Here is a 12,497-nt window from a genome sequence, read left to right on the forward strand (position 1 = left end):
GATGATTAAAGAAACCGTATTCAAATCTTTCGATACGCCAAGTGCGTTAGAACAACAGCTTGCGAATAGAATTGCGAGCCAGTTGCAGGAAGCCGTCGATGCCCGCGGAAAAGCGAGCTTAGTGGTTTCCGGTGGTTCGACGCCGCTTAAGTTATTTCAACTATTGAGCATGAAATCCATCGATTGGAGTGATGTTTATATCACGCTTGCCGATGAGCGCTGGGTTGAAGCCGACGCTGATGCTTCTAATGAGCGCCTCGTGCGTGAACATTTATTACAAAACCGTGCGGCAAATGCCAAATTCCGCGGTTTAAAAAACATGTTTTCGACCGCAGAAGCGGGCGCCGATATGGCCGCAGAGTCCTTGTCTAACTTCCCACGTCCTTTTGATGTGGTGGTGTTAGGCATGGGTAACGATGGTCATACCTGCTCTTGGTTTCCCTGCAGTGCTGAGCTTGAAAATGCGCTCACAACCCAAGCCTTGTGTGTGGCGACGAACCCCACCACAGCGCCCCACGGCAGGATCACGCTCTCTAAGAGTGCGATTCTGAACAGCAGACAAATTTATCTGCACTTGGTCGGGGAACAGAAATTATCCGTATATCGTCAAGCGTTAGAAAGTGATGATGTCCATGCTATGCCTATCAGAGCCGTATTAGCGCAGCGTAAAACGCCCGTTGATGTGTTCTGGAGCGCTTAAGGAGTCACTATGCACTCAGTAGAAATACACTCAGTAGTTCAAGCTGTTACCGACAGAATTATTGCCCGTAGCAAAGCGTCACGTGAAGGTTATCTCGCCGCATTGAATGATGCCCGTAACCATGGTGTACACCGTAGCTCATTGAGCTGTGGCAACTTAGCCCATGGTTTTGCCGCCTGTAATCCAGACGACAAAAATGCATTGCGTCAATTGAATAAGGCGAACATCGGCATAGTGACGGCATTTAACGATATGTTATCTGCGCACCAACCCTATGAAAGCTATCCTGAATTGCTTAAAAAAGCTTGTCAGGAAGTCGGCAGTGTTGCACAAGTGGCGGGCGGTGTTCCGGCCATGTGTGACGGTGTGACTCAAGGTCAACCCGGTATGGAATTGAGCTTACTGAGTCGTGAAGTGATTGCGATGGCAACGGCTGTGGGCTTGTCTCACAACATGTTCGATGGCGCTTTACTGCTCGGCATTTGCGATAAAATCGTTCCAGGTTTGCTTATCGGCGCCTTAAGCTTTGGTCACTTGCCTATGTTATTCGTGCCTGCTGGGCCGATGAAATCAGGTATCCCGAACAAAGAAAAAGCCCGTATTCGTCAGCAATTTGCCCAAGGTAAAGTGGATCGCGCGCAACTGTTAGAAGCTGAAGCCCAGTCTTACCACAGTGCGGGAACCTGTACTTTCTACGGCACGGCAAACTCGAATCAGTTGATGCTTGAAGTGATGGGCCTGCAGTTACCTGGCTCGTCATTTGTGAATCCTGATGATCCACTGCGCGAAGCATTAAATAAGATGGCAGCTAAGCAAGTGTGTCGTTTAACCGAAATGGGCACCCAATATACCCCAATCGGTGAAGTGGTCAGCGAAAAATCTGTGGTTAACGGCATAGTCGCGCTATTAGCGACAGGCGGTTCAACTAACTTGACGATGCACATAGTCGCCGCGGCTCGTGCTGCCGGTATTATTGTGAACTGGGATGATTTTTCTGAATTATCCGATGCTGTACCACTAGTGGCGCGCGTGTATCCAAACGGTCATGCCGATATTAATCACTTCCATGCAGCCGGTGGCATGGCGTACTTAATCAAAGAATTGCTCGATGCGGGTCTATTGCATGAAGATGTGAATACCGTTGCGGGCTTTGGTTTACGCCGTTATGCCCAAGAGCCAAGGCTGCTCGACGGTGAACTGCGCTGGGTCGATGGTCCAACGACTAGCTTAGATACTGAAGTGTTAACGTCAGTCGCATCACCTTTCCAAGGCAACGGTGGCTTAAAATTACTCAAAGGTAACTTAGGCCGCGCTGTGATCAAAGTGTCAGCAGTACAAGAACAACATCGTGTCGTTGAAGCGCCCGCGGTGGTGATTGACGATCAAAACAAACTCGATGCCTTGTTCCAAGCCGGTGCTTTGGATAGAGATTGTGTTGTCGTGGTTAAAGGTCAAGGCCCGAAAGCTAACGGTATGCCAGAACTGCACAAGTTAACCCCATTATTGGGAACGCTTCAGGACAAAGGCTTTAAAGTCGCGCTGCTGACCGACGGTCGCATGTCTGGTGCGTCGGGTAAAGTCCCTGCGGCCATTCACTTGACGCCAGAAGCCTTAGATGGTGGTTTAATTGCCAAAGTCCAAGATGGCGACTTGATCCGTGTCGATGCGTTAACAGGCGAACTGAGCCTGCTTGTATCTGAAGCTGAACTTGCCACCAGAGCCGCGGGAATAGTGGATTTACATCGCTCACGTTATGGCATGGGCCGCGAGTTATTTAGTGCGCTACGTTCAAATCTAAGTAGTCCAGAAACTGGTGCGCGTTGTACTAATGCCATCGATGAACTTTATTAATACAAAGGAAGAATAACGCAATGCTTGAGAATAACTGGTCACTACAGCCACAAGATATTTTTAAACGCAGCCCTATTGTTCCTGTTATGGTGATTAACAAGATTGAACATGCGGTGCCATTAGCGCGAGCACTGGTTGCCGGCGGCATTAGCGTATTAGAAGTGACTTTGCGTACGCCTTGTGCACTCGAAGCTATCACTAAAATCGCCAAAGAAGTGCCTGAGGCCTTAGTCGGCGCAGGGACTATCTTAAACGAAGCTCAGCTTGATCTTGCGATTGCCGCAGGTGCGCAGTTTATTATTACCCCAGGTGCAACGGTTGAACTACTCAAAGCGGGTATGCATGGTCCAATCCCTTTAATTCCAGGGGTTGCGAGCATTTCAGAAGTGATGACGGGGATGGCGCTCGGTTACACCCACTTTAAATTCTTCCCAGCCGAAGCCTCGGGTGGTGTCGATGCTCTTAAAGCCTTCTCGGGTCCGCTAGCGGATATTCGCTTCTGCCCAACAGGTGGTATTACGCCAAGCAGCTATAAAGATTATTTAGCGCTGAAAAACGTCGATTGTATTGGTGGTAGTTGGATTGCGCCAACGGATGCAATGGAACACGGCGATTGGGATCGTATCACTCAACTTTGTAAAGATGCCATTGGCGCTTTATAAATCGAGTTTGAAATAGTGACAAAATAAAAAACCACCGCGAGGTGGTTTTTTGTCTTTTATCTTTCACATTTTGATAAAGAACGGCTGTGATAGCTGACTCTGTAGAAAGTCGGGTTTTTACAGTAACACGAGCATTTACAAACGGTCTGGCTTTATAGCAAGTCGGGCCGCCAATGTCTGCTTACCTACATTTCCTTGCTCAGTTCCACATTTGAGCCGGCTTTTGGGCTAAACAACTGCTGATATAGTCTGCCTGCAAATTCATCGGTCATCCCCGAAATATAGTCCGCCAACACTCTGTGACTGTTTAAGCCTTGTTGCTCACTTTCGCGCCAGCGCTCTTGGGTGTTCAGTGGCAGTAAACGCTCGGGATCGGAAGCGAAGGCTTCAAATAATCCCATCACAATTTGCTGGCCTTTATATTCGAGCATTTGGATCTCAGGTTTACGGATCACGTATTTATAAACCAGTTGCTTGAGCACATTGAGCGCAATGGCAAATTCTGGCTCTAACGTCGCATTAAAGCGCAATAATGGCTCTTCGAACACGTCATCTTCTGAGATAACAATAGCGGTGACAAAGCCATTAACGAGTGTGCCTATGGCATCTTTACGTAGGTGATGCTCATGTGAAAACAGCTTGTTGCCAATATCTGCCAGCTCTTGTTTTATCCAAGCATCACTGCTGTTCGTCAGTGTCGGCGCCACATCTTGATGCCACTGGGACGCTGTGACTATGCCCATCACAATCGCATCTTCGAGATCGTGCACCGCATAAGCGATGTCATCTGCCAGTTCCATAATCGAGCAATCGAAGGATTTAAACTGGGTTCGCAGATGTGGATAGTGGTGCAGGGCGGGGTGTGAACCTTGCTGAGTCGATGTAAAACGACGGCTATCCGCCTCAGACAAAGGCTCAAGCACCCAAGCGAAGATGTCGTTATCATCGTCGAAAATGCCCTTAACCGGCGGCCATTGTGACGGTTTTAACTGTCTGTGGTTGGTGATTTCATTATGTTCACCCGCGACAAATAGCTTCGAGTGCGGCGCAGGGTATTTCAAAATCCCGAGCATAGTTCGGCGGCATAAGTTCATGCCAAAATCTAAGGTATAGGGCTCAAGTTTCGATAAAATACGAAAAGTTTGGCCATTGCCTTCGAAACCGCCGTGGTCGCGCATCATGTAATTTAATGCCACTTCGCCACCGTGGCCGAAGGGAGGATGACCAATATCGTGGGCCAAGCACAGGGACTCTAATAAGCTCATAGAGCAAAGCAGTTGTTTATGTTGTGGATATTTGCGTCTGAGCTGCGCGGCTATGCCAGTGCCAATTTGCGAGACTTCGAGTGAGTGGGTTAATCGGGTGCGATAGAAGTCATTCATGCCAACGCCGAGCACTTGGGTCTTGGCCTGAAGGCGGCGAAAGGCGGCCGAGTGGAGAATACGCGCCCTGTCTCTTTGGTAGGGGCTGCGGTGATCAAAGCGCCGTTGTTTATCTTCACCATGACGGCGTTCTTGCCAAACACTTGAAGTCATATGCATTCCTAGCGAGAGTGGAAAATCAAAGCATCTTGTTAATTTCGTCTAAATTCAAGGTGAAACTGGGCACAAAGCAGCTCATAAAATACTGTACTGCGGGATCTGGATTTGTCGCCAGCATGTCTTCGAGACGCTTACGGGCAGTATTGAATTCACTGTTGCCAGCGCGGTTTTCCTCAAGGCATTTAAGATAGGCACACAGAGTATCGGCGGATTTAACTATGGTCTTGTAAACGGGATCGGCGTAATCACTGATGAACAGATTGCGATAATCTTCTTTAAATTCCTCAGGTACCATATCTAACATGCGCTGCTCGGCAATCGCCTCAATCTTTTTATACTCGGCTTCGATTTCTTTATTGAAGTATTTCACTGGCGTCGGTAAGTCACCGGTGAGAATTTCACTGGCATCGTGGAAAATCGCCAAACTGGTGGCTTGATGGGGATCGAGCGTTGTGCCGAACTTTTTATTGCTGATGATCACCAGTGCATGGGCCACCATGGCAACTTGCAGCGAGTGTTCTTGAACATTTTCAGTGCGAACGTTGTACATCAAAGGCCAGCGTTGGATAAGTTTCATGCGAGCTAAATGGGCAAATAAATGACTCATAGTTTTCCTGCTAAAGAGTGAAATCGGAAGGCGGCAAGCTGCAATGGAAGACATGAAACAAGTGAATAGGCAGTATTGACGCTAGTGAAGTCTTAGATTATCACAGCCTTGGATGACACGTGAGCATGAGCGTAGAGGATTTAAATAAATAGCTAAAAATAAAGCGACCACTAGGATCGCTTTATGTCTCAAACCGTTAAAGGGATATTCTATTGTCGATAGTTTTCGAGGAAGGCACCAAACTCGGTAAATGCTTTCTTCAGATCTTCTTTATAGGGCAAGAAAACCACTCGTAAATGGTCGGGCTCAGGCCAGTTAAAGGCCGTGCCGTGCACTAACAGAATTTTCTTTTCTCTGAGCAAATCCAGCACTAAACGCTCATCATCCCGCAGATTGAATTTTTTCATATCCAGTTTCGGGAAGGCATAGAGTGCGCCCTTGGGTTTTTTAACGCTCACGCCTGGAATTTGGTTAAGCAATTCGTAACAGGCATCCCTTTGGACTGTGAGGCGGCCATTAGGCAAAATAAGCTCGTTAATACTCTGATAACCGCCGAGCGCGGTTTGAATTGCATGTTGATTGGGCACGTTTGCACAGAGGCGCATCGAGGACAGCATCTCTAAGCCTTCGATGTAACTTTTAGCAGCCTTAAGATTGCCAGATAACATCATCCAACCAACACGAAATCCTGCTGCACGATAAGCCTTTGATAAACCGTTAAAAGTAACAGTTAAAATATCATCTGATAGACCCGCAGCAGGAATATGCTTGGCTTCGTCGTATAAAATTTTATCGTAAATTTCATCGGCAAAAAGGATCAGATCATGTTGACGACACAGTTCAACTACTTGCAGCAGTAATTCTCTGCTGTATACCGCTCCGGTTGGGTTGTTCGGGTTAATCAGCACTATGCCGCGAGTACGTGATGAAATTTTACTTTTAATGTCGTTGAGATCGGGGAACCAGTCCGCTTCTTCATCACAGCGATAATGCACAGCCTTGCCGCCCGCGAGATTCGCCGCTGCTGTCCACAGGGGATAGTCTGGTGAGGGGATTAAGATCTCATCATCGGTATTCAGCAGGCCTTGCATTGCCATCATAATAAGTTCTGAAACGCCGTTACCTATATAGATATCTTCGATATCGACACCAAAAATCCCTTGGGCTTGATAATGCTGCACTATGGCCTTACGGGCAGAGAATAATCCTTTTGACTCACAGTAGCCTTGGGCACTGGGTAAATTGAGGATCACATCGCGCACAATTTCTTCAGGCGCTTCGAAACCGAAGGGGGCCGGATTACCAATGTTGAGTTTGAGGATTCGATGCCCCTCGTCTTCTAAACGTCTGGCTTCCTTGTGCACTGGGCCGCGGATGTCATAGCAAACGGTATCCAGCTTGTTGGATTTGATGATAGGGCGCATTTACACCTCGGAACATGCATAAAGTTTTGGCTTAAGTTAGCGCACCATAACGAAATTTCATTGTAGATGAAAGGGGGGATAAGCACAGAATTGCGCTTTTTTTATAAATATCCCTCAGTTAAATATGCTTTAACAGGCGATTAAAGAAATCTGCACAAGTTTTATGCTCTGACATTTGCATGATTTTAAGATTGTTTATCTATTGGGTTGGTGGGGGAATCTTGTTTATGTTTTTTCATTTCGAAAGATGAAAATGCGTTTTCATTAGCTGACCCATATTTAATTTCTCTATATTAGCCATATTAATCGTGACAGAAGAAAATGTATTTTAGCTGATACTTAATGGTTGATTTTTAATCATAGATTTTTGATAAGGTAAACTTATGCTAGCGGCATTTTATCTTGTGATAATTAGGCATATTTATTGAATGCTTATTAAGCTAAGAAGATCATAAATGTTTAAGTTACAATGTCGTTAAAAGTCTTCTAAATTATATGGTTATGTAAAATTGTCTCACGGGAAATAAATTTATTTTCTATCAAGTTAAATTTATAGTTGACTCAATATTCGATGCGCTTTATTTTCTGCGCGATGTTTTTGGCAAGGCACCTTAGATAGCAAGCAATTCGCGGGTTTTATCTTCAGGGGTAGTCATCATGAAGCAGCTGTGTTGACGTTCTGAATCGTGTTGATTTCAGACGTTATTCTAAAACCATTTGCCTTTTAGGCGATTTATTTAGAGGACCTAAGTGCATGTCTGAACCGACAGCGTTAAGTCTCATTCCACCTATGGTGGTATTGGTGTTAGCTATTTGGTTACGCCGTCCTATTTTATCTTTGATCATAGGTGCGGTAACCGGTTTCCTGTTACTCGATCCCAGTCAAGTCTTAAACAATTTTGCTAGTGTGTCATTAAAGGTTATGGCCGATGAAACCATAGGTTGGTTGATTCTGGTGTGTGGTGGTTTTGGTGCGCTCATCGCACTTTTAGTACGAACTGGCGGCGCATTAGCGTTTGGCCGCAATGCACTTAAATTGGCGAAAGGACCTAAATCTTCCCTATTAATGACATTTATCCTTGGGATCGTGATTTTTATCGATGACTATCTCAATGCGTTGACTGTGGGTGAAACCATGAAGCGTGTAACGGATAAATTTAAAGTGTCCCGTGAAATGCTCGCCTATGTCGTGGACTCCACCGCCGCGCCCGTGTGCGTGTTAGTGCCATTATCGACTTGGGCGGTATTTTTTGGTGGATTACTGGTGGATAACGGTGTGGCAGCCGAAGGTCAAGGCATTGCAGTTTATATGCAAGCCATTCCTTACATGCTTTATGCTTGGTTAGCTGTGGCTATGGTACTACTTGTCGCATTAGGTATTGTGCCCGCTATTGGTCCAATGAAGACTGCGCAGCTGCGCGCTGCCCAAGGTGAACCCGCTGAAGCGCAGGTGGATTTCGACCAAGTGCAAACTTCGGATGAATATGCGGTTAAAGCCATAGAAGAGGAATTTAAGCACGCCGATAATCAGGGCAAACTGCATAACTTTTTAGTGCCTATTGGTTTGTTAGTTGCCTTTACCGTGTACTTTGATATCGACGTGTGGAAAGGCTTGCTGGCGACCTTAGTTATCACGATTCCTTATTATGCAGTGCAGCGTTTGATGCCATTTTCAGAGATGATGGACCAAATGATCGATGGCTTTAAAAGCATGCTACCGGCCATTAGCACTGTGATTGCGGCGTTTGTGTTTAAGGATGTGTGCGATCAGTTGTTACTGCCGCAGTATGTCATTGAGTCATTAAGCCCATTTATGACACCTAAATTGCTGCCTGCGGTAGTGTTTTTATCTATGGCTATACTCGCGTTTGCCACAGGTTCGAGCTGGGGTATATTTGCCGTGACGATTCCTATCGTGATGCCATTAGCGCAAGCGGTTGGGGCGGACATCCCATTAGTCATTGGGGCCTTATTGTCTGCATCATCATTTGGTAGCCAAGCGTGCTTCTACTCAGATTCAACCGTATTGGCCGCCCAAGGCTCAGGTTGTAACTTAGTGAGCCATGCTGTGACTCAGTTACCTTATGCACTTATCGCAGCAGTAATAGCATTTATCGGCTTTATTGTGATTGCATAACTTCTGTCATGATTAATATAAGAAACCAGCTACGGCTGGTTTTTTTATGTCTGCCGTAATGGGGTTAGGCGGCTAGGGTGAGTAAAGAGTGATGAGGCTTGAACTAGAATAAACACGATTACACTGCTAAATGAAGATTTCCAACTGATGTCAAATTATATTTTACGGAATTGTCATTTATATTTTACATATTTCATCGTCGCCATGTAGCTTTTCAAATCAAAGCCTGATTATACTTTGCATCCTTCAAGGTATTATTTTCAACATTAGTGGCAAACGAATCAAATGGACTCAACTCTTCTTACTGCGTTTTTCGAGCACGGCACAATACGTGATGTCGAATGTTTATTCCCTGATATTTCAGGCTATCCAAGGGGAAAGCTTATGCCAGCCCGAAGTTTTGCTCAGGGTGCTGAATTACGTATTGCCCAAGCGATTTCGATGCAAGCGATTACCGGTGAGTATTCCTACGATCCTGTTTTCCCTGATGCTGATCCTGATCTTTTACTCGTCCCCGATTACAGCACTCTCAAGATGATCCCATGGAGCACAGTGCCGCGCGCATTTGCCATCCATGACTGCGTATTACTAGATGGCAATTTATGTCCATTTGCGCCGCGCTCTATGTTAAAAAATGTGTTGGCCCGTTACCAAGCCTTGGGGTTAACGCCCGTGGTGGCCCCTGAGATTGAGTTTTATCTGACTGAAGCCAATACCGATCCGAGTGTGCCTTATCAGGCACCCATTTCAAAAAGTGGCCGAGCTGAAAATGGTCAATCCGCGTTTAGCATGAATATGCTCAATGAACTCGCACCATTTTGGGATGAGTTTAATGCCGCCATCGATGCGATAGGGATTAAAGGTGATACTTGGATCCATGAAATGGGGCTATCGCAATATGAAATTAACTTAGTGCATGGCGATCCGCTGGCCTTAGCGGATCAAGCCTTTATGTTCAAATATGCCGCGAAAGAAATCGCCATAAAACATGGCTTGAATGCGATTTTTATGGCGAAACCCATAGCGGGTCAACCCGGCAGTTCTATGCATTTACATCAAAGTGTCGTCGATGATAAAGGTAATAATATTTTCAGCCATGCTGATGGTAGTGACACTGACCGTTTTCACCACTACATCGGCGGATTACAAAAGTATCTACCTGATTTAATGTTGTTATTCGCACCCAATATCAATTCATTTAGACGTTACATTTCCGGCAGTCAAGCGCCGATTAATTTAAGTTGGGGCGTTGATAATCGCACCACTGGTTTACGTGTGCCATTGAGTGCTCCGATGGCGAGACGGGTAGAGAATCGTATTGCGGGCGCCGATGCCAATCCGTATTTGATGATTGCCGCATCTTTGGCTGCGGGCCTTGCCGGATTGGAAGAGAAATTATCGCCAAGTGCACCAGAAACTGGGAGCGCCTACGATAGCAGCCATGACCTCGCGCAGACATTTTTAGCTGCGTTAACGCAAATGCGCCAAAGTGATTCGGCACGACGCTTACTCGGGGACGATTTTGTCACTGGCTTTGTATCGGTGAAGGAAATTGAATTCCAAAGTTATTTGAGTGAGATAGGGGCTTGGGAGCGACGTTTCTTAGGGCCGCAATGCTAATGCCTATTCCCTTGAGTGACTCGACACATCACTAAAAAAACAGCAACAAAAAAGCCAGTGCAAGCACTGGCTTTTCTTCGTCTGGAAACGAGAAGGGCGATTAAACGCGCTTCTTGAATTCACCAGTACGAGTGTCGATTTCAATTTTGTCGCCTACTTTCACGAAGTCAGCAACACTCACTGTGCCACCGCCAGTGATAGTCGCTGGCTTCATCACTTTACCTGAAGTATCGCCACGAGCTGAAGGCTCAGTGTAGATCACTTCACGGACGATAGTGGTTGGCATTTCAACAGAGATAGCTTTGCCATCATAGAAAGTCACTTGGCAAGTTTCTTCCATACCGTCAACGATATAAGCCGCTGCATCACCTAGGTTTTCAGCTTCTACGTCGTATTGGTTGTATTCTGCATCCATGAATACAAACATAGGATCTGCAAAGTAAGAATATGTGCAGTCAAGACGATCTAGGATGATGTCTTCTAACTTATCTTCACCTTTGAAAGTCGTTTCAGTACCAGAGTTAAGCAGTAAGTTTTTCAACTTTAACTTAACGATAGCAGCGTTACGGCCAGAACGAGTTGTTTCAGTTTTCTGCACAACCCATGGGCTGCCATCTAACATGATCACGTTACCAGGACGGATTTCATGAGCAGTTTTCATTACACTATTTCCTATATTTAGATTTTTCTGTTTTCGCGCAGTATCTTAGCTGTTTTTAACGAACTGAACTAGTCGAGTAGCGAGATCTGCAGCATTTAATGCATTAATTGGCCATTGTTTAGCATGGTGATGCAACAAGGGCAAATTAACAGGATTAAGGTTTTGCCAGTGAAGGCTCACGGCTGATTGCTGTGCTTGGTTGAACGCGAGATTCAATTCAGACCAATAACAAGCAATTTTAGGTGGCAGATTATCGCAGTAAAGTTTGAGAAAAGCTTCTAATTTTACGAGGTGATAATCATCTTCTTGGGGATAAATGTGCCAAATGAAGGGTTTTGCGGCCCATTGGGCACGTAAAAAGGAATCTTCACCGCGCACGATATTAAAATCACTGCTCCAGAGCAGGCGATCAAACCCCTGTTGGTCTGTCATAGGTAAAATGTGCAGGGTTAAATTGCCATGATTTATCTGTTGACCCGGCACTAGAGCGGCAATTTCACAGGGCAGTAAATGCGTCAGACGGTTTAAGCTACGGCCCTTTGGGATCAGCGCATGGATTTTTTCTACCGATTGCTGCCATAACTCACATAATGCGGGTAACGCCTCGGTCTCATAGCTAAAAACGCTAATAACAGTGTCTTGTGCCTGAATGTCCTTAAGACCTAGAGCAGTAAAAAGCTGCAATTTATTGGCAGTATCAGCTTGCCAAGCATCACGCTCTGCAAACAAATTTTGCTCGCAAATGAGTCCACCCGTTTTGGCGCTAAAACCGGGAAAGTAGAAATACTTCTTCAAACCATTGGCTTGTAACGATGGCAAACCATGGCAGCCTTCAACCCAATCCTCAGCGCTTAAATACTCTAAATTCAGCCAGACAGGTACAGATTTTGGGGCGTTCTGATGTAAATAAACCAGCTGCGCTTTTACCTGTTCGGGTAATTCACAGGCAAAGGCTTCGATGAGCACAGCTCCTGCAACAAACTTTATAGGCAAAGGCTCTTTCCAATGAATAATATTCACACCATTGAAGGTTTGAGTGGCTTTTAGTGGATCGAGTGTCGGTAAGATATGCGAGAAGCTTGCGAGGTCATCGACCCACAAATTAACGGGAATGTGGTACTCATTAGCCATTTGTTTGGCTAAACGCCAAGTGACGCCAATATCGCCATAGTTATCGACGACGGTGCAAAAAATATCCCAATGAGTGGAGCGGGGTGTGTTGGTCATGAGTGTGGTATGTCGTTATTCTTAGTTACAACAAGTAGATAGTCGCAACAAGTCAGAAATATATGCA

General features: G+C 45.7%; 10 protein-coding genes. 5 read left to right on the forward strand and 5 right to left on the reverse strand.

The features are described from left to right. Nucleotide 1: 1 nt before the first annotated feature. Genes pgl through L5M40_RS00640 form a run of 3 tightly spaced genes read left to right on the forward strand, consistent with a single transcriptional unit; the run spans nucleotide 2 to nucleotide 3,213 of the window. Entirely contained in the window at nucleotides 2–700 is a 699-nt protein-coding gene (gene pgl, locus L5M40_RS00630) for a 6-phosphogluconolactonase (RefSeq protein ID WP_105252460.1), read from the forward strand. A 24-nt stretch (nucleotides 701–724) separates the two neighbouring features. Beyond that, entirely contained in the window at nucleotides 725–2,551 is a 1,827-nt protein-coding gene (gene edd, locus L5M40_RS00635) for a phosphogluconate dehydratase (protein WP_263175496.1), read from the forward strand. A gap of 20 nt (nucleotides 2,552–2,571) precedes the next feature. After that, nucleotides 2,572–3,213, forward strand: a complete 642-nt coding sequence (locus tag L5M40_RS00640; protein ID WP_028759995.1) for a bifunctional 4-hydroxy-2-oxoglutarate aldolase/2-dehydro-3-deoxy-phosphogluconate aldolase — start codon at nucleotides 2,572–2,574, stop codon at nucleotides 3,211–3,213. Nucleotides 3,214–3,398: 185 nt separating this feature from the next. Here L5M40_RS00640 and L5M40_RS00645 read toward each other — a convergent pair whose 3' ends face one another. The 3 genes from L5M40_RS00645 to L5M40_RS00655 all read right to left on the reverse strand — a co-directional run bounded on the left by L5M40_RS00645 (nucleotide 3,399) and on the right by L5M40_RS00655 (nucleotide 6,785). Then, the gene (locus tag L5M40_RS00645) at nucleotides 3,399–4,748 is read right to left on the reverse strand and encodes an anti-phage deoxyguanosine triphosphatase (protein ID WP_173244953.1); all 1,350 of its coding nucleotides are present in this window, start codon (nucleotides 4,746–4,748) and stop codon (nucleotides 3,399–3,401) included. Nucleotides 4,749–4,773: 25 nt separating this feature from the next. Beyond that, the gene (gene yfbR / locus L5M40_RS00650) at nucleotides 4,774–5,361 is read right to left on the reverse strand and encodes a 5'-deoxynucleotidase (protein ID WP_263141958.1); all 588 of its coding nucleotides are present in this window, start codon (nucleotides 5,359–5,361) and stop codon (nucleotides 4,774–4,776) included. A 209-nt stretch (nucleotides 5,362–5,570) separates the two neighbouring features. Continuing rightward, complete coding sequence (locus L5M40_RS00655) at nucleotides 5,571–6,785, reverse strand: pyridoxal phosphate-dependent aminotransferase (RefSeq protein WP_105252462.1); 1,215 nt, start codon at nucleotides 6,783–6,785, stop codon at nucleotides 5,571–5,573. Between the two features lie 754 nt (nucleotides 6,786–7,539). Here L5M40_RS00655 and L5M40_RS00660 point away from each other — a divergent pair. Together L5M40_RS00660 and L5M40_RS00665 are read left to right on the forward strand one after the other, a co-directional pair. Next, the gene (locus L5M40_RS00660; RefSeq protein ID WP_263175477.1) at nucleotides 7,540–8,922 is read left to right on the forward strand and encodes a Na+/H+ antiporter NhaC family protein; all 1,383 of its coding nucleotides are present in this window, start codon (nucleotides 7,540–7,542) and stop codon (nucleotides 8,920–8,922) included. A 285-nt stretch (nucleotides 8,923–9,207) separates the two neighbouring features. Then, on the forward strand, nucleotides 9,208–10,542 hold the full coding sequence (locus tag L5M40_RS00665; RefSeq protein ID WP_263175478.1) for a glutamine synthetase family protein: 1,335 nt from the start codon (nucleotides 9,208–9,210) through the stop codon (nucleotides 10,540–10,542). A gap of 100 nt (nucleotides 10,543–10,642) precedes the next feature. On the opposite strand, the gene efp is transcribed toward L5M40_RS00665, so the two are convergent. Further along, nucleotides 10,643–11,203, reverse strand: a complete 561-nt coding sequence (gene efp / locus L5M40_RS00670) for an elongation factor P (protein WP_105252465.1) — start codon at nucleotides 11,201–11,203, stop codon at nucleotides 10,643–10,645. 45 nt (nucleotides 11,204–11,248) lie between these two features. Continuing rightward, nucleotides 11,249–12,430, reverse strand: a complete 1,182-nt coding sequence (gene earP / locus L5M40_RS00675; protein ID WP_263175479.1) for an elongation factor P maturation arginine rhamnosyltransferase EarP — start codon at nucleotides 12,428–12,430, stop codon at nucleotides 11,249–11,251. Nucleotides 12,431–12,497 lie beyond the last annotated feature (67 nt).

It is taken from the genome of Shewanella sp. SM68 (assembly GCF_025653925.1).
GTDB lineage: Bacteria > Pseudomonadota > Gammaproteobacteria > Enterobacterales > Shewanellaceae > Shewanella > Shewanella oncorhynchi.